We start from the raw sequence: 19,131 nt of genomic DNA on the forward strand, positions 1-19,131 counted from the left end.
TTCAGGGCGAGGAGGCGGACCCGGTTCGCTGTGTCGGGGTGAACGCCGAGGCCACCGGTGCCGAGCTGGTTGCGGACATGAGTGGTGGCACGCGGGGTTGATCCGCGGAGGCGAGATGGCCGAGGGCTGGGGCGGTGGTCTGCGCCGCTGGGTGATTCGCATTGAGTGCCCCTGGTGGGGGTGGGGAGGGGGCGTTGGCGGTGGCTGAGGCTGCGGTTCCTTCCGTTGGGCTCAGTGAGTCGTCGAAGCGGGCGTTGGAGGCGTTCACCGGGATGCGGTTGCACCGGTCGAATCTGCTGCGGTTGGCGTATGACCTGAACGCGTTGGAGGTGTTGGCGGATCGGGTGCGGACCGTGTTGGTTCCGGAGCTGGCCCAGGCGATCAAGGTGGTTGGGGCGGCGGGGGAGGGTGAGGTCTTCGACCGGTTCGTGGCGCAGACGGCTCCGTTCGTGGAGTTGTTGGACGGGGTCGCCGACGTGAAGGTCGGCGTGGCTCAGGCGATGCGGGGCTTCCTGAACCAGATGGAGCTGACGGATCGTCAGGCGCTGGTCATGTTCATCTTCATGATGACGGAGTTGGCGGTCGCGTTCGCGATGGCGTTCTTCCTGCCGGTGGAGGCGGCGGCGCACATCGTGAAGGTTCGGACGATCATCCAGACGATCCTGCGGTCGTCGATGGTGCGGGCGGCGGCGAGCAGCACGGCGATCCAGATGTTGTTCATGCCGGGGTCGTCGTTGTTGGCGCAGATCAGCATGCTGGCTGATGGTCTGATGCCGGGGGTCGACTGGGCGCAGGTCGGTAAGCAGGCGTTGTACGGGTTGGCGGTGGCGGGTGTCACCACGGCGGCCGGGCCGGCGTTGGCCCGGTTCGCCGGTGCCGTCGGTGGTGGTCTGTCGCACCTCGGGGTGTCGGGTTCCACGCGTGACCTGTTGACCAGCCTGTCGATGGTGCCGGTGTCGGAAGTCGGCATGGAGGTGGTCGGCGACATCGCCGCCAGCTACATCGTCGACGGGACCTACGACCCCAGTGGTCTCGGTATGGCCGCGATTTCCGGGGCGTTGTCGGGGTCGGGTGAGCTGGGCGCGACCGGGGCCGGGATGGGTGCGCGTCGTGGCGCGGTGGGTCTGGGGTTCAGCCCGACCCGGCCCCGGTGGCGGATGCCGGCTGGCACCGGCTTCACCGCGGACGGTAGGCCGGTCGCGCCGGTGCCGCCGCCCCCGCCGGTCACTGCGGACCCGTCCCTGTACCAGTCGGAGGTCGGTGATCCGGCGGGTGCGGGCTCCGGGGGGCAGGCCCCGGTGCCTGTCCCGCCGGTGCCGGCACCGGCGCTGTCAGCACCGGCGTCGGGGGCGCCTGAACCGGTGCCGCCGGCACCGGCGCTGTTGCCGCCGGTACCGGCGTGGTCGGCACCGACCTTGTCCGTGCCGTCGTGGTCGACGCCGGACCTGCCGGTGCCGTCGTGGTCCGTGCCGAACTTCTCGGTGCCGACGGTGCCGCCGGTGCCCGTGCCGGAGTGGGTCGCGGTCGCCGGCGCGCCGGTGGTGGAGCAGTGGCAGCGGTTCCAGCGGGAACTGGTGGACCGTTACGGTGGGTTGCTTGCCGGGACGGGGCAGGCGCGGCAGTTCCTGGCCGCGCTTCCCGTGCCGGTCGAGCAGGTCTTCACCGAGTGGGCCGACGCTCGGCAGAACGACCCGGCCGTTCCCGCTTTCCTGTTCCGGATCGGCCTACCGGCCACCGCGCTCACCGAGCGGTACCTGTTCGGGGTCCGGGACCAGGCCGTCGCCCGTGTCACCGAGACTCTCGCGGGGGCGGTCACCACCGGCGGGCAGATCCCGGCGGGGGTGCGGCCGGAGCTGGTCGTCGCCGCGCTGCCGGTGGAGTTCGACCGGCAGGCGTTGCGCGCGGCTGTGCATCTGGCCGCCCAGCACCACATCGACCAGTACCTCACCACCGGCACACCGACGCCCGCCACCCTGCCCGGCGCAGTGGTCCCGCCAGAGGCCGCTCACCCGCCGGGAGGGGCTGGCGTGCCGGGCGGTGCTGGCGTGCCGGGGGCCCGTGGGGTGCCCGGCGGTGCTGGGGTACCGGGGGCCGCCGGGGCGGCGGCGGTGCCGGGGGCCGCCGGGGCGGCGGCGGTGCCGTCGGACGCCGTGCGCGCCGCGGTCGCGCGTGACGTGCGGGCCCACGTGGACCGGAGCCTCGACGCGATCCTCGGCACCACCCCACCACTCACCGCACCACTCACCGCACCACTCACCGCACCACTCACCGCACCACTCACCGCACCACTCACCGTGCCGCCCGCCGTGCCGTCGGCTGCGGTGGCCGGTCCGGGCGCCGCGCAGGTCAACGCCGTGGCGGACGTGGTCCGCCAGGTGGTCACCGACCTACCCGCCCGCTTCACGGCCGCGACCGTCCCCGACACCACCGGACCGGACACCACCGGACCGGAGGCCACCCCAGCCAGCACGGACACCCCGGCAAACCGGCGCCCCGATGTGCCGACGGTGCCGGTGACCCCGGAGCAGCACACCACAGCAGCGACCAGCCTGGCGGAAAAACAGTTCACCGCCCTGGCCAACCAGTACGGCGTCGAGCCGGCCAACCACGACGTCCTCGCCGGGTCCTTCCGACAGGACTGGGTCGACGGATACCACCAGGTACTCGCCCAGGCCACCGCCACCCCCGGCGCGGCAGGCACGTCCGGAGTGCCGGCCACGCCCAGCGTGCCGGCCACGCCCAGCATGCCGGGTGCGCCGGGCACCCCCAGCACGCCGGATGCGCCGGGAACCCCGGGCACGCCGGATGCGGCCGGGGGCCGCAGTACGGTGCCGGTCGGCGCGGCCCCCCGCACCGACGGCACGCCGATCCACGACAACGTCAGCGACCGGATGTCAGTCAGTGACATGTCCGTCTCCAGTGACGACATGTTCAGCCGCGACAGCAGCTTCAACGACACCATGACGGTCAGTGACCTCTCCTCGCGGGACGAGCCGATCAGCCGTGACCCCGTCAAGGGCGAAGTCAGTGACACGGATTCGTTCAGTGGCGTGTCCTTGTGGGACGACCCGATCGGTGGTGAGCCTGGCGGACGCGGTGAGCCGGCTGTAACGGCGACTGGGCCGGCCGTAACGGCGACTGGGCTGGCCGTGGGGATGGTCGAGTCCGGGCGGCGGGGCGGTGACTGGGCTATCGCGGAGCAGGTGCGTCCCGGCGGCGGTGACGGGTGGTGGTGTGTGGCGGCGACGTTCGATGTGTTCCGGGCCGAGTACGGGCGGCTGGGTAACCGGGTGGTGTTCGACGACCGGGTCATGGGAGCGGATGGGCGGCTCGCGCCGACTATGGGTTGGTCGCAGCTGATGGAGATCCTCGATGCGGTACCGGAGCGTGTCGCTCAGCCGGGCGGGGTTGCGGGAGAGGATGTGCTGGCGGGGTTGCGGGCGGTGCCGGGGTCGATGGTCGTGGTCAGGGTCGCGCCACCGAACGAACCGCAGCATGTGTTCGCTCTTTCCAGCCAGCCGCGGGGTTCCGGGCCGGCGAGGATCCGGGTGCGGGATCCTCTGGTGCCCGGGGCGGTGGACCGGCCCGAGCCGGACGATCCGGTACGTGATCCGTGGCTGCGGCATCTGTTCGTATCCGGTACCCGGGTGGCGGTGTTCGATGGGGACGGGCGGCCCACCACGATCAGCGGTCTCCTCGGCCGGACCGGCGGGCACCGGCGGCCGGTCACCGCGGCCGGTACCGATGTCGGTGGGTTCCTGCTCGCCTCGACCAGCACGCCACGCGGCCCGTCGCACGCGATGCGGGCTGACACCACCGTTGCCGACCCGGTCGACTCCCCGAGGTCCGGTCCGGTGGGCGAGGACGGCTCGTCTGGTCCTGGTCTGGCGTTTGGTGTCCAGGCTTTCCCGGATGTCGTCCCCTCGGATCTGGAGGGGATGGATCTGGGCACACCACAGCTCGACGCCGAGTGGGAGCCGCCGCGGGACACCGGACAGGCCGAGTCCCCGCTGACGGGAGTACCCGGGCTGGATGGTCCGTGGGCGCCCTCAGCAGTGGAGGACACCGCGACCGTGGCGGTCCCGCACCAGCGGGACGCGGGAGACCACGACCCGTCTCAACGCGACCCGGAACTCCTCGACCCGGCACTGCTCGACCCGGAACTCTTTGACCCGGCGCTTCTTGCGGGATTCCACGGTGACCATGTTGTCGGATCCGGGTATCCCAGGACGGTCGCACTGGACCTCTCCGACACTCAGGTCATGCCCGGCCCGGCAGCTCTGCAGACGCCGACGGCGTCCATGCCGGCCCCTGCGGCCCGACCGGTGACCCCGCAGTCCTCACCACCCCCACCCCCACCCACATCCACATCCACAACCGCGGTACCGCTACCGGAGCCGCCGGATCATGTGGTTCATTGGCGGCCCGGTGAGGATGGGCCCGCTACCCTCCGCGCATACCTGGAGGCGGTGGAACTCCCCGACGGGGTGTCCCTGGACCCCGGCAAAAAGGGGAGGTTGGGGCCGGGGGTGGCCGCTTGGGTGAAAGCCTGGGCACAGGGACTACAGGGTAAGACCACCCCCGACGGCCACCCCTACACCCAGGACGCGGTAGCCACACTGTCCGGCAACCTGATCACCCAGGTATCGGTCGGGACATATTGGCGGGAGGTGGCGCCGCCGCTGCCCCCGCCGCCGGATCACGTGGTTCGTTGGCGGCCCGGTCAGGATGGGCCCGCGACCCTCCGCGCATACCTGGAGACGGTGGAACTCCCCGAGGGGGTGTCCCTGGACCCCGACAAAAAGGGGAGGTTGGGGTCGGGGATGGCCGCTTGGGTGAAAGCCTGGGCACAGGGACTGCGGGGTAAGACCGCCCCCGACGGCCACCCCTACACCCTGGACGCGGTAGCCGCACTGTCCGGCGACCTGATCGCCCAGCGAACGGTCGGGAATTATTGGCGGGAGGTGGCGCCGCCGCTGCCCCTACCGCCGGATCACGTGGTTCGTTGGCGGCCCGGTGAGGATGGGCCCGGGACCCTCCGCGCATACCTGGAGACGGTGGAACTCCCCGAGGGGGTGTCCCTGGACCCCGACAAACAGGGGAGGTTGGGGTCGGGGATGGCCGCTTGGGTGAAAGCCTGGGCACAGGGACTGCAGGATGAGACCACCCCCGACGGCCACCCCTACACCCTGGACGCGGTAGCCGCACTGTCCGGCGACCTGATCGCCCAGCGAACGGTCGGGAGATACTGGCGGGAGGCGGCGCCGCCGCTGCCCCCACCGCCGGATCACGTGGTTCATTGGCGGCCCGGTCAGGATGGACCCGCGACCCTCCACGCATACCTGGAGACGGTGGAACTCCCCGACGGGGTGTCCCTGAACACCGGCAAACAGGGGAAGCTGGGGCCGGGGATGGCCGCTTGGGTGAAAGCCTGGGCACAGGGACTGCAGGGTAAGACCACCCCCGACGGCCACCCCTACACCCAGGACGCGGTAGTCACACTGTCCGGCAACCTGATCGCCCAGCAATCGGTCGGGACATACTGGCGGGAGGCGGCGCCGCTGCCCCCGCCGCCGGATCACGTGGCCATTTGGCGGCCGGGTGAGGATGGGCCCGTGACCCTCCGCGCATACCTGGAGACGGTGGAACTCCCCGACGGGGTGTCCCTGGACCCCGACAAACAGGGGAGGCTGGGGTCGGGGATGGCCGCTTGGGTGAAAGCCTGGGTACAGGGACTGCGGGGTAAGACCGCCCCCGACGGCCACCCCTACACCCAGGGCGCGGTAGTCACACTGTCCGGCGACCTGATCGCCCAGCGAACGGTCGGGACATATTGGCGGGAGGTGGCGCGGCCGCTGCCCCCACCGCCGGATCACGTGGTTCATTGGCGGCCCGGTGAGGATGGGCCCGTGACCCTCCGCGCATACCTGGAGACGGTGGAACTCCCCGACGGGGTGTCCCTGCACCCCGACAAAAAGGGGAAGCTGGGCCCGGGGATGGCCGCTTGGGTGAAAGCCTGGGCACAGGGACTGCAGGGTAAGACCACCCCCGACGGCCACCCCTACACCCAGGACGCGGTAGTCACACTGTCCGGCAACCTGATCGCCCAACAATCGGTCGGGACATACTGGCGGGAGGCGGCGCCGCTGCCCCCACCGCCGGATCACGTGGTTCATTGGCGGCCCGGTGAGGATGGGCCCGCGACCCTCCGCGCATACCTGGAGACGGTGGAACTCCCCGACGGGGTGTCCCTAAACCCCGACAAACAGGGGAAGCTGGGGTCGGGGATGGCCGCTTGGGTGAAAGCCTGGGCACAGGGACTACAGGGTAAGACCACCCCCGACGGCCACCCCTACACCCAGGACGCGGTAGCCACACTGTCCGGCAACCTGACCAACCAGAGCACGGTCTCGAGATATTGGCGGGAGGCGGCGCCGCCGCTGCCCCCACCGCCGGATCACGTGGCCACTTGGCGGCCCGGCGAGGATGGGCATGACCCGTCTCAACGCGACCCGGAACTCCTTGACCCGGCGCTTCTTGACCCGGTCGACTCCCCGAGGTCCGGTCCGGTGGGCGAGGACGGCTCGTCTGGTCCTGGTCTGGCGTTTGGTGTCCAGGCGTTCCCGGATGTCGTCCCCTCGGATCTGGAGGGGATGGATCTGGGCACACCACAGCTCGACGACGAGTGGGAGCCGCCGCGGGACACCGGACAGGCCGAGTCCCCGCTGACGGGAGTACCCGGGCTGGATGGTCCGTGGGCGCCCTCAGCAGTGGAGGACACCGCGACCGTGGCGGTCCCGCACCAGCGGGACGCGGGGGACCACGACCCGTCTCAACGCGACCCGGAACTCCTCGACCCGGCACTGCTCGACCCGGAACTCTCTGACCCGGCGCTTCTTGACCCGGCGGTCGTGGAGGATCCGGGGATGCCGGACCTGGGCCCGGATCTGGGCCCGGATCTGGACCTGGACCTGGACCAGGACCAGGACCCGGACCCGGATCTGGATCTGGATCTGGATCTGGATCTGGATCTGGATCTGGATCTGGATCTGGATCTGGATCTGGATCTGGATCTGGGTCGATTGGGTGTGCTGACGCTTGATGAGGATGGTGCGTGGGTGGCGTCGGTGGTGGGGGACCCGGCGCCGGTGGGGGTTGCGCAGGAGGGGGTTCTGGCCGGTGTGGGTGGGGTTGCCCAGGCCGGGTGGGAGTTTCCGGTGCCGGCTGATGGGTTTTGTGTGTTGTCGGCGTTGGTGGTGGCTGATCCGGTGTGGGTGCGGGACGTGTTGGCGGGGGCGGGGGTGTTGCCGGCGGATCTGTATGCGTGGCTGTCTGATCCTGGTGGGGTGCGTGTCGGTGTGGGGCGGTTGGGTGGTGTGGTGCCGGTCGGGTCTGAGTTGGGCCGGGTGGATGGGTTGTTGCAGGGGCTTGTCCTGTCGTATCTGGGTGCTCGGGTCGGGGGGTTGCCGGCGGATGTGGTGATGCGGCGGGCGTTTCTGCCGCAGGGGGAGCCGTGGCGGCAGGTGCGGGGGCTCAGTGATGGGCAGGTGGTGGCGCGGTTGGTGGAACGTCTGGGTGGTCAGGGGGTGTTTGCGGGTGGTGTGGTGACTGAGGCTGGGTTTCTGGATGTGGGGCGGGTCGGGCAGCGGTATGAGGAGGCGCGTGCGGAGTTGGTCGGGTTGGGGTGGGATCCGGGTCCGGTGACGGAGGTGCCGCAGGAGCAGTTGGATTTTGTCAATGAGCGTGGTCGGGGTTTTCAGGTGGCGTTGTTGGCGCCGGAGCGGGCGCGTGACTATCTGGTGCATGTGTTGCTTACGTCTGATGGGCCGTTGGAGGCGGACGAGTTCGCCGAGGTCGTGGAGACGGTGGCTGATTGGGGTCGTCGGTGGGGTGGGCCGGGTGGGGAGTTCCTGCTGCCGTTGTTGGCTCATGCCACGGGTAGTCGGATCACGGTGTTGCAGCGCACCGGGTGGGGGGTGAGCCCGGTGGCGGTGTTCGGGCCGTTGGACGGCCGGGGGGTCAGCTTGTATTACGTCGCTGGCGACCCGGCGAATCCCGCCCTCTACAACCATTACAACGCCGCTGTTTCCGCTGCTGTCCTGTTGCCGTCCGGGCCGGCCGGGTTGTCGTGGTCGGACGAGTGGGACCGGTTGTTCACGCGGTTCGCCGGTGTGCTGGGGTTTGGGTCGGCGGCGGGTGAGCGGACATTGGCGCCGGGAGCTGAGGATGTGCGTCATCGTCTGCAGGTGGAGTTCGACCACGTCGTGGGCAGAACCGGCTTCGTGGAGGAGAATGGTCTGTCCACGGCGGATGTGGCGATGCTGCGGCAGGCCCTGGACACGCGTGGGACGTCCGTTCCTCACCTTGAGGGGGCGCTGCTACGTCTGATGTCGCAGGTGTATGAAGTGACCATCGCGGTGACCTCTGCCGGGTCGGGATTCCACGGTGACCATGTTGTCGGATCCGGGTATTTCAGGACGGTTGCCCTGGACCTCTCCGACACTCAGGTCATGCCCCCCGGCCCGGCAGCTCTGCAGACGCCGGCGGCGTCCATGCCGGCCCCTGCGGCCCGACCGGTGACCCCGCAGTCCTCACCACCCCCACCCCCACCCACATCCACAACCGCGGTACCGCTACCGGAGCCGCCGGATCATGTGGTTCATTGGCGGCCCGGTGAGGATGGGCCCGCCACCCTCCGCGCATACCTGGAGACGGTGGAACTCCCCGACGGGGTGTCCCTGGACACCGGCAAACAGGGGAGGTTGGGGCCGGGGATGGCCGCTTGGGTGAAAGCCTGGGCACAGGGACTACAGGGTAAGACCACCCCCGACGGCCACCCCTACACCCAGGACGCGGTAGTCACACTGTCCGGCAACCTGACCAACCAGAGCACGGTCGGGAATTATTGGCGGGAGGCGGCGCCGCCGCTGCCCCCACCGCCGGATCACGTGGTTCATTGGCGGCCCGGTGAGGATGGACCCGCGACCCTCCGCGCATATCTGGAGACGGTGGAACTCCCCGACGGGGTGTCCCTGGACCCCGACAAAAAGGGGAGGTTGGGGTCGGGGATGGCCGCTTGGGTGAAAGCCTGGGTACAGGGACTGCGGGATGAGACCGCCCCCGACGGCCACCCCTACACCCAGGGCGCGGTAGCCGCACTGTCCGGCGACCTGATCGCCCAGCGAACGGTCGGGACATATTGGCGGGAGGCGGCGCCGCCGCTGCCCCCACCGCCGGATCACGTGGTTCATTGGCGGCCCGGTGAGGATGGACCCGCGACCCTCCGCGCATATCTGGAGACGGTGGAACTCCCCGACGGGGTGTCCCTGGACCCCGACAAAAAGGGGAGGTTGGGCCCGGGGATGGCCGCTTGGGTGAAAGCCTGGGTACAGGGACTGCGGGATGAGACCACCCCCGACGGCCGCCCCTACACCCTGGCTGCGGTAGCCGCACTGTCCGGCAACCTGACCAACCAGAGCACGGTCGGGAGATACTGGCGGGAGGCGGCGCCGCCGCTGCCCCCACCGCCGGATCACGTGGCCACTTGGCGGCCCGGTGAGGATGGGCCCGCGACCCTCCGCGCATACCTGGAGACGGTGGAACTCCCCGACCGGGTGTCCCTGGACCCCGACAAACAGGGGAGGCTGGGGCCGGGGATGGCCGCTTGGGTGAAAGCCTGGGCACAGGGACTGCAGGGTAAGACCACCCCCGACGGCCACCCCTACACCCAGGACGCGGTAGCCGCACTGTCCGGCGACCTGATCACCCAGCAATCGGTCGGGACATATTGGCGGGAGGCGGCGCCGCCGCTGCCCCCACCGCCGGATCACGTGGTTCGTTGGCGGCCCGGTGAGGATGGGCCCGCGACCCTCCGCGCATATCTGGAGACGCTGGAACTCCCCGACGGGGTGTCCCTGGACCCCGACAAAAAGGGGAAGCTGGGGCCGGGGATGGCCGCTTGGGTGAAAGCCTGGGCACAGGGACTGCGGGGTAAGACCACCCCCGACGGCCACCCCTACACCCAGGGCGCGGTAGCCGCACTGTCCGGCGACCTGATCGCCCAGCGAACGGTCGGGAAATACTGGCGGGAGGCGGCGCCGCCGCTGCCCCCACCGCCGGATCACGTGGTTCGTTGGCGGCCCGGTGAGGATGGGCCCGCGACCCTCCGCGCATACCTGGAGACGGTGGAACTCCCCGACGGGGTGTCCCTGGACCCCGACAAACAGGGGAGGCTGTGGCCGGGGATGGCCGCTTGGGTGAAAGCCTGGGCACAGGGACTGCAGGGTAAGACCACCCCCGACGGCCACCCCTACACCCAGGACGCGGTAGCCACACTGTCCGGCAACCTGACCAACCAGAGCACGGTCGGGAGATACTGGCGGGAGGCGGCACCGTCGCTCCCTCCACCGCCACCCGGAACGGGTCAAGATCCTGAGTTGCCGTTTAATTTACACCTTCTGCATTAGAGGACGTCTGATTCACGTATTTCGCGTGTTTTGGGGTTTCAGGGGGTGGTTCGGGAGGCTATGTCCGATGTGGGCTTGGGGGTTCGTTAGTACTCCAACGTCACTTGATCCTTCGGCTGGCTTGGTGACTGAGTCTGCGCTGGTAGTGGGATCGTCGGGCTCGGGCTTGGGATGTTCGTCGCCATATCGACCAGTGCAGGGTGTGTTCTGGTGGAAGCGGCCGGGTGAGGACGAGGGCGTTCAGGAGCCGGCGGATCTCGGCGACGGTCAACGCGATGATCTCCGGGTCGGCGTCGGGCTGTTGAGCGGTGAGGATGGTCAGGACGGCCAGGGCGAGCATGGCCAGGGTGATGGACCGGTGCCAGCCGGTCCAGCCGCGGACCTGGTAGTGGTCCAGGCCGACCTGGCCTTTGCCGGTTTGGAACAGTTCTTCGATGCTCCAGCGGGAGCCGGCCACGGTCACGAGGGTGTGCAGTGGCACCGGTCGGGGTGACCAGCACAGGTAGAAAACCAGCTCACCGGTGGTGCGGTTGCGGCGGATGAGTAGCCAGCGGTGCTCACCGGGCCGGGTGGCGGTGGTGATCCAGGCCCACAGGACCGACGCCACTTGCCGGGCCTCGGCCTGGGCCGGCGGCTCCTGGAACGCCTGGAAGCCGACGCCGCCGCGCAGGGCATGGGCACCGTCCGGCTGGGGACCCATCGCTCGCTGGGCGAGGCGATCGCGCTGTACCGCAGCGGCGGATACCGGGAGGTCGTCTCCTACAGCCCCTCGCCGTACAACCAGCTCTGCTTCGAGAAGCGCCTCTGACCGCGCGGACTCTCCCCTGTCCGGCGGCGGCCGAGGCGCACCGCTCGCTGCCGTCCCTCGCCTGGCCGCTGCCCGGCGGGTTCGCCGCCGAGCGGTGCTCAGCCCCTGCCTCGTCGTCGTCCGCTCCGGCGTTCAGTCGTGCCGCAACTCCCCGATGATCTTCTTCATCAGGTCGACGGAATCGCCCTCGTCAAGCGCGAGCCGGTCGATGCCCTGCCAGGTCTGCTCGTAGGCGGCCAGGTCGTCGGGCTTGTCGAGGTAGAACGCACCGGTGAGCGACTCGCTGTAGACCACCGACGGTTCGGCCGCGGTCCGGCCGCCCCGGGCCGCCGGGAAGTCCAGGATCACGAAGGAGCCGGCTGCCGCGCCCGGTGGTGGCCCGGCGGCCAGCGGCAGGACGCGGATGGACACGGTGGGCAGGGCCCCGACGTCGATGAGCCGCTGGAGTTGCGCCGTCATCTGCGCCGACCCACCGACGACGCGCCGTAGCACCGCCTCGGAGAGGACCTGTCGCACCCGGGGCGCAGCGGGGGTGGAACGGTTCAGCAGTGACTGCCGGTGCATCCGGAACTCGACCGCGCGTCCCCGTTCCTCCTCGTTCGCCTGTGGCCGGTTGAGTCGGTGGATCTCCTGCGCGTACTCGCGGGTCTGGAACAGGTCGGGGATCAGCGACTCCTCGTGACAGCGCAGCTGGGCGGCGGCGGACTCCAGGCCGACGTACAGCTCGAACCAACTCGGCACCACATCGCCGTACGTGTGCCACCAGCCCTTGGAACGGGTCTCGACGGCCAGCGCGCGCATCGTCTCGGTCATCTCCGACGACACCCCGTACAGCTCGCACATCGCCTTGACGTCGAGCACCCGGACCGATCCCATCCCGGACTCGATACGCCAGATCTTCTGCCGGCTGTATTCGAGTGCCTCGGCGGCGGCGTCGAGTGTCACGCCCGCCTCGGTGCGGAACTGGCGCAGCAGCCGACCGAGCTGTCGACGCGGCACGGTCGACCCGATGTCTTCCGGCATCCGGATACTCCTTGATTCTGTCTGACGACACTGAGTAACGTTGCCCTGCAACGTGTATAGGCTCGGGAAAGGTAAGTCAAGACGCGCTGCCACGACGCAGCGACGGAGTGTCGTGCTGGTGCGCCGAGCTGTCATCGCGAACGGTCGATCACCTCCTCCGGGGTGAGCGGTGCGGGCGGATGGTGGGTCAGGCACATCGGCGTCCGTACCTTCACGAACGAGAAGCCCTCCCCGGCGGCGTAGAACTCACCACTGCCGAGCAGTCCGATGTCCGGCAGCCGGCCGCCCTTGGCGTGGGCGAGTCCCCGGGCCGCCTCGATCTGCGCGGGGGAGTTCAACAACCCGAAGAACTGGGTGGTCGCGTTGCCGGCGATCTGGTTGTGCAGCCCCTTCGGTGCCTGGGTGGCGAAGACCAGGCCCAGGCCGTACTTGCGGGCCTGCGAGGCGAGCGCGATCGAACTGGCCGTGCATGGTGTGTGCCCGGTCGACGGGGCGAGGGTCTGCGCCTCGTCCATCACGAACAGCCCGCCCAGCGGCCGGTCCCCGGCCGGGTGCCGGCGGATCCAGGCGAACAGCGCCATCTGGAGCTGGTTGACGAAGCTCTGCCGCTGCGGGTCCGAGACGAGCCCGACGAAGCTGATCACCGACACCCGGGCCCGTCGACCCGCCGACGGGGTGAGCAGCGTGCCCGGGTCGGCCGGGGTGCCGGCGCCCCCGAACAGCGGGTCGGTCACCATCGCCGCCTTCAGCGTCTCGGCCGCCTCGTGGGCCAGCTTGTCGGCGCGGGCCATCCGGCTGACCCCGTCGGGCAGGGCGGCGAGGAACTCGGTGAAGCCGGGCAGGCCCACCAGGCCGCTGCGCGCGTACGCCTGCAACGCCTCGGTCAGCACCGCCTTGCCCTGCTGGGCGAGCTTCGTCGGGCCGGCCACCCCGGCGCGGGGCGCGAGAGCCTCGATGGTCGACCGGATCGCCTGGTCGAACTCGTCGGGGGAGTCCCGCAGCGGGGTGAAGTCGGGCAGCGGTTGGAAGCTCAGCGGCCGTCCGGCGGTGACCCGGGGCGTCCAGACCACCACCTCGGTCTGCTCCAGGTAGTCCCGGGCCCGCTCCTCGTCGCCGGGGAGCCAGCCGGCCGGCGGGCGCGGCCAGGGGTCGCCCAGCCGGGCGAGGTCGTTGTTCGGGTCCAGCACGATCGCCGAGACCCCCTGCCGGGCGCACTCCTCGACCAGGCGGCGGATCAGCACCGTCTTGCCGGATCCGGAGCCGGCGAAGACCACACTGTGCCGGCGGAGGGCGGCGAGATCCATCTCGAACGGACGGGCACCATCCGCCGTGTGTCCGAGCCGTACGGTGCGGGTGGCGTCGGTGCCCGCCCCCGCGCTGTCTGCCGATGGCCGCCCGGTGTCCGTCCGTGGGGCGGCCGGCGCGGGAGCATCGGGTCCGGGCGGGCGGTGTCCGTTCCCCGCCGGCTCGACCCCGTCCGGCCCGTCCGTCCGGCCGCCGCCCGGGTCGCCCAGCACCGCCCCGAACAGCGCGGTGCCGCTGGCGGGTCGGCGGGCGAGCAGCCACTCCGGGTACGCCGGGTCACCCTCGGCGGCCAGCGTCCGCAGCGCGGCCAGGGTGCGCAGGTCGGCCTCGCCGACCGGGTGCGTGACGCCGCCGGCGGCGTGGAACGCGTCGAGCACCTCGGCGGTACGCCGCCCGCTCGGCCACGGGCCGTTGCGCAGCAGCACCAGTCGCCGCTGCGGGACCGCCCGGTCCAGTCCCGCCCGCGTGCAGGCGGCCCGGATGCGGCTGAGCACGGCGACCGCGTTGCGGCTGGCGATCGCGCGGAAACACCAGTGCGCCTCGTTCTCGGTGGCCTCGTCGAGCACCTCGACCAGTCGGCCGTGCAGCGCCGGCTTCCGTCCCGGCGGCGGGTCGTGCCGGTACGTCGCGCCGGTGGTCGCCTGCTCGCCGATCCAGGCGGCGAGACCGGCCCCGAGCAGCTCCGGCATCCGGGTGTCCTCGCTGGTCGGTTCCAGCGCGTCGGCGACGCGGGCCGTCCGCACCAGCTCGGCGAAGCGCTCGTCGAGCCGTTCCAGCCCGGCGCGGGCGGGCCGGACGGGGGCCGGCTGCGGCGTGAGGCCGGTCGCCGGCACGTCGATCAGCCGGGCCAGCTCGGTGACCTCGTCGCGGTCCCGGCAGGCGGTGACGTACCGGTCGACCCGGCGCAGCAGGGCCCGTGGCGTGAGGTTCGGCGCGTCCGCGAAGGCGTCGGGCGCGATCGGCCAGGTGGGGTGGGGCGGGGTGAAGCGCAGTTCCCGGTACGCGGCGGTGAACCGCTTCTCGACCAGTGCCCGGCCGATCTCGGGGCTGGGGATCCGGTCGGGCAGGAGGGCGAGACGGAACCGGTCGGTGACCGGAGTGGGCGCGCTGCGGGTCAGCAGATCCCAGGTGTCGGGCAGGCAGGAGAGCACGGTCAGGGTGCGACGGGTGACGTCGCGCAGGGTCAGCAGCCCGTCGGCGACCGGCCCGACCGTCCGGGCGTGCGCGTCCTCCAACCCCTCGTGCCGGTCGAGCATCGACGTGCTGGTCTGCGCGAAGAGCGTGTCGAGCTGGTCGACGGCGATGACCGTGGGCTCCAGGGTCAACGCGGTCAGCCGGGAGATGTCCTGGACGATCTGCTGGGGCGAGCGGACCGCCCCACCGAGTCCCCAGAACGCCCGGGCGGCCGGGTCACCGGGCTCGGAGATCAGGTGGGCGTACCCGACGTCCTGGGCCTCGTAGTCGAGCGAGCCGTGCAGCACCAGCGCCCGCGCGGTGTCCTGCGCGTCCCGGCCCACCTCCCGGTCGTAGCCGCGCAGGGCGCGGACGAAGGTGTCCAGGTCGGCGCGGGTGACCGGGCGGCGGCCGGCGACCGCGTCCCGCACCTCGGCGGGGATGCCGAGTTGGGCGGTGAGTCGGCGCAGGAGGGTGGTGAGCTGGGTGCCCCAGCCGATGGCGTCGCGCCCCATCCCCTCCACCAGGGCGAGCGCGACGCTCTCCCAGAACGTCCTTCCGTTGATCATGCTGACCAGGAAGAAGTAGCCGCCCCGGCGCTGGATCTGGTCACGTACCGCGCCGAGCAGGTGGGTCTTGCCCGAGCCGGCGCGCCCCTGCATCGCCACGCCGAGGGGCTGGCCGGCGTCGGCGGTCCGTGCCCGCCCCACACCGTGCAGGATCTCCCGGACCACCCGTTCGTGCAGCTCCGGCACGTCGTAGGGGGAGGGGCGCCAGACATCGTCGGGGGTGGCCGCCGGGTTGAAGCTCAGCACCTCCAGGGCGGCCCGTTCCGTCGCGCCGATCATGCCGGCCCGATCGACAGCGCGTGGTTCTCCTCGTCCCCGATGAGCACGGCCGCCGCCCGGTCCCGGGGGGTCAGTGACTTGGAGTTGGCCAGCGGGATGATCCGGACGTCGTCGTGACGCACCAGGGCACGCAGCGCGGCGTCCACCACCTCCCGGTCGTGCTCGTCGAGCAGCTCGCGCAGGTCGGCCAGGCCGACCCACGCCCCCGGGGTGACCGCCAGCTCCCGGTACGCCGTCCGCACCAGGGCCTGCGCGTCACCGGTGGCGGATTCGACCGGAGTCGGCTCGTCTGCCGCGGCCATCGGGACGGCGGTGCCGTTCGGGGTCGTGGTGCCGCTCGTCGCGGGGACGGCGGTGGTGTCGTCGTCCCCGGTCGGGGAGTCGGCATCCACGCCGGAGGCGTCCTGCCGGAAGAAGTCGGCCTGGCTGACTCGCAGCCGCTCCAGTCCCCGGTCGAGGTTGGTCAGGACGGTGAGCAGCGACCGGGTGGCCGAGCCGCTCTGCCGGGGTGGACGGGCGGTGTGCAGCCGCCGGGCGACGTGCCAACCGTGCTCGGTCAGCTCGTGGGAGAAGGGCCGCTGCGTCCGGTCGGTGCTGACCAGCCCGAGCTTCACCAGCTTGGCGTTGTCCGCGCCGGTGAGCGCGAAGCCGGCCAGGTCCCGCAGCTCCGTGTTGGTCAGCTCGCGTGCCTCGGCCATGAGCACGACCAGCGCGTTGATCTGGTTCGGCGTCAGCTGGGGCAGGGCGTCAGCGGTCGGCATGGTGCCTCGTCTCCTCGTCTCGCACGGTGGCCGGGCGTCGTCCGGCCAGCAGGTCCCGGATGGTGCCCACCACGGCGTCCACGTCGGAGAGCACCTGGTCGTTGGTGAACCGCAGCACGTCGTACCCGAGTAGTTGCAGCTGGGCGTCCCGGTGCCGGTCGTCGGCGTAGCGCAGCCGCTCCCGGTGCTCCGGACCGTCCACCTCCACCACCAGTCCCTCCACCGGCCAGAACAGGTCGAGGCGGTACGGCCGGGCCAGGGTGTGCCAGGTGAGGGTGTGGTTCCACCAGCGTCCGTACGCCCAGCGATGCCGGGCGAGGGCGCGCTCCAGTGCCTGTTCGGCGACGCTGTCGGCGCGGGGCAGGCCGGACATCGGCGGCACCCGCAGCGTCGGCGCCGACGGCGGGTCGGCGTCGGCCGGGGCGGACCCGACCGGCGGGTACCCGCCGGTCGGGTCCGGTGGCGGGTCGGTGGGCCCGGCGGCGAGCCGGGTCAGTGCCCCGGGCAGGGTGATCCGCACCGTACGGACCCGGTCCACGGTGCGCAGTTCCGCCCCGGCCAGCCAGACCGTGCACCGGCCCTGCTGGACGAACCACTCGGCGGCGGCGGTCAGGGCCCGCTCGTCGGCGGGGGTGAGCCCGTCGGGCAACCGGACCAGCAGGACGACCGACCGCCGGTGGTAGGCGTCGGCGAGGACCCGCACGAGTCCGGCGGCTCGCACCTCCGCCGGGAAGCGGGTGCCGGCGGCGGAGCGTCGGTCGGTCGTCCCGCCGCCGACGGCGCGCTCGGCCAGGTCGGCCAGGAAGGGGCCGAAGCCGGGGGACCGGGCGGCCACCCCGGCGGCCAGGGCGCGCACCGCCGCGGTGCCGAGCACGCCGGAGCCGTCGACCCGGTCGGCTCCGGGCAGCCACCGGGGGAACAGCGCGACGGCGGCCCGGTCGGCCGCGTCGAGCAGCGTCGCCACCTGGGCGGCGGCGGAAACCCCGCTCACCGGGGTGAACCGCACCACCGCCGGGGCGTCGGGGGGCAGCGGGTCCAGGGCGAGGTCGACCAGCTGCGGGTCCGCTCCGGCCAGCTGGCTGACCCGGTACGCCGGCAGCCGGACCCACCATGGACCGTCCACCGTGTACGTCATGTCGTGACGATACGTCCGCGTCCGGACGCGTGCGGTGGCACCCCGGGGGGGTGCGTGCCCGACGTTGGACGTCCTGTCCCGTCCACCGCCGGGCGTTCCCCCACCGCCAGGCGTGCGCTCCGGACCGTCTGGCGGGACCGAGGCCGACCCCGGCCGGGCATGCCGGTGGGGTCGGTCGGACGGGACCGGCGGTCAGTCCTGCCGGAACGACTGGCGGACGACGCCGCCGACGACCGCGCACCAGGTGCTGGTGTCGACCTTGCCGTGGCCGGGCAGGCCGTGCAGGCGCTGGAGGTCCTGGAGCGCCTTCTTGGTCACCCAGTCGTACTCGCCGGTGATCGTGACGTCGGCGTACCCCTTGACGTTGAGGATGTACTGCACCGCGCTGATCGCCAGGCCGGTCGCGTCCCGGTCCAGTTCCGGGGCGAGGGTCTCCCACGTCGGGCCGGTGAGGGTGGCGTCGACGTCGACCGGGATGCCGTTGCGCGCCTGCCAGTCCTGCACCGCGGCCACCGTGGCGGCGTCGAAGGTGCCGCTGACGCCGACCGGATAGCCCCGGAACGCGAGCAGGTACTGGGCGACCCGGACCACCGGCCCGCCGACGAAGCGCCAGATGTCCGGCCACCGTCGGGCCGGTACGTCGGCCAGGTCGGTGCCGAGTGCCAGGAAGACCCGTCGCCGCAGGGTGGGGAACTCCCGGTAGAACATCGCCCCGGGGCAGAGGGTGGCGCGGAAGTCCCAGTGGCCGAAGATGTCGTGGGCGTGCAGCCCGTACCGCTGGCAGATCGTGGTGCAGAGCTTGACCAGCGAGTCGAGCAGCGACTGCGGGGGCGTCTCGGTGACGTAGATGCCCTCGTTCTCGATGCCGATGGAGCGGCCGTTCTCGCCGGGGCAGTGCGCGGAGATCATCTGTCGCTCGCCAACCCGGAGGGTGTCCAGGCTGCCCCGCCGTCCCTCCAGGACGTACCCGCCCCGGCTGACGGTGAAGTGCTGGCCGGTGTCGGACCAACCGTTGCCGTCCATGTGCAGGTCCTGGCAGCGCTTGGCCAGCCGGACAGCCTGCTCCTGCGAGTAGTCCGTGGTGTTCGGGAACGCCATGTGGTGAACGATGATCTTGTTGGTGGGGATGGCGCTGACCGCCAGCGGGTCCCGGGGTGGCCGGGCTCCCCACTCGTCGCAGCCGAGGATCCAGTCCAGGTCGTCGCCCGGCTCGGCCTGCGCGGCCGACGGCAGCGCGAGCTCGCTCCCGACCACCGCGACCGCCGCCGCGCCGAGGCCGGCCCGGAGCAGGGTACGGCGATCCAGTTCGGGGTTGTCGAAGATCATGGCTTCTCCCTCGGCCAGCCGGCGACGGCACGACGGATGTAAAGGAACTCCACAACCTTCGCGCGCAATGGAGAATATTGCCGACCTGCCGGCAGCGCCAGTACCCGGTCGTACCTACGCGACCGGTGGGTGCCACCACTTTCGGGATTGCTGGGGGACGCGTGTCGTCGTGGGCGTCGACCTGTTCGGTCCGGACCGGTCGGGTCACCGACCGGCGGGACGCGGTGACGGGGCGCCGAGGGCCGCCGTCACGGTGCCGTCCGGGCCGGCACGCTGCTTACCAGTG

Annotated in this window: 7 protein-coding genes and 1 pseudogene; 2 read left to right on the forward strand and 6 right to left on the reverse strand. The window is 71.4% G+C overall.

The annotated features are described in order from the left end of the window. Positions 1-200: 200 nt before the first annotated feature. Positions 201-10,466: a hypothetical protein gene (locus GA0074694_RS21590; protein ID WP_091461234.1), complete on the forward strand. Its 10,266-nt coding sequence runs from the start codon at positions 201-203 to the stop codon at positions 10,464-10,466. A gap of 100 nt (positions 10,467-10,566) precedes the next feature. Here the strand turns inward: GA0074694_RS21590 and GA0074694_RS33120 are convergent. After that, positions 10,567-11,061 (reverse strand): annotated as a pseudogene (locus GA0074694_RS33120) (IS701 family transposase); the annotation flags it as partial. A 12-nt stretch (positions 11,062-11,073) separates the two neighbouring features. Here GA0074694_RS33120 and GA0074694_RS21600 point away from each other — a divergent pair. Continuing rightward, positions 11,074-11,274, forward strand: coding sequence for a GNAT family N-acetyltransferase (locus GA0074694_RS21600; RefSeq protein ID WP_091461236.1), 201 nt, complete (start codon positions 11,074-11,076; stop codon positions 11,272-11,274). 132 nt (positions 11,275-11,406) lie between these two features. Here the strand turns inward: GA0074694_RS21600 and GA0074694_RS21605 are convergent, their stop codons facing one another. The 5 genes from GA0074694_RS21605 to GA0074694_RS21625 form a co-directional block, all read right to left on the reverse strand. Next, positions 11,407-12,297, reverse strand: a complete 891-nt coding sequence (locus GA0074694_RS21605) for a helix-turn-helix domain-containing protein (RefSeq protein ID WP_091461238.1) — start codon at positions 12,295-12,297, stop codon at positions 11,407-11,409. Between the two features lie 131 nt (positions 12,298-12,428). Beyond that, positions 12,429-15,623 carry an ATP-binding protein gene (locus tag GA0074694_RS21610; RefSeq protein WP_091461241.1) on the reverse strand — a complete coding sequence of 1,065 codons (3,195 nt, stop codon included), beginning with the start codon at positions 15,621-15,623 and terminating at the stop codon, positions 12,429-12,431. Then, the gene (locus tag GA0074694_RS21615) at positions 15,620-16,384 is read right to left on the reverse strand and encodes a hypothetical protein (protein WP_091461243.1); all 765 of its coding nucleotides are present in this window, start codon (positions 16,382-16,384) and stop codon (positions 15,620-15,622) included. Before GA0074694_RS21615 ends, GA0074694_RS21610 begins: the two co-directional genes overlap by 4 nt. Next, on the reverse strand, positions 16,371-17,519 hold the full coding sequence (locus GA0074694_RS21620) for an endonuclease domain-containing protein (RefSeq protein WP_091461246.1): 1,149 nt from the start codon (positions 17,517-17,519) through the stop codon (positions 16,371-16,373). Before GA0074694_RS21620 ends, GA0074694_RS21615 begins: the two co-directional genes overlap by 14 nt. Before the next feature lie 192 nt (positions 17,520-17,711). After that, entirely contained in the window at positions 17,712-18,845 is a 1,134-nt protein-coding gene (locus GA0074694_RS21625; protein WP_091461248.1) for a peptidoglycan recognition protein family protein, read from the reverse strand. Between the last annotated feature and the right edge of the window lie 286 nt (positions 18,846-19,131).

It is taken from the genome of Micromonospora inyonensis, from assembly GCF_900091415.1.
Classification (GTDB): domain Bacteria; phylum Actinomycetota; class Actinomycetes; order Mycobacteriales; family Micromonosporaceae; genus Micromonospora; species Micromonospora inyonensis.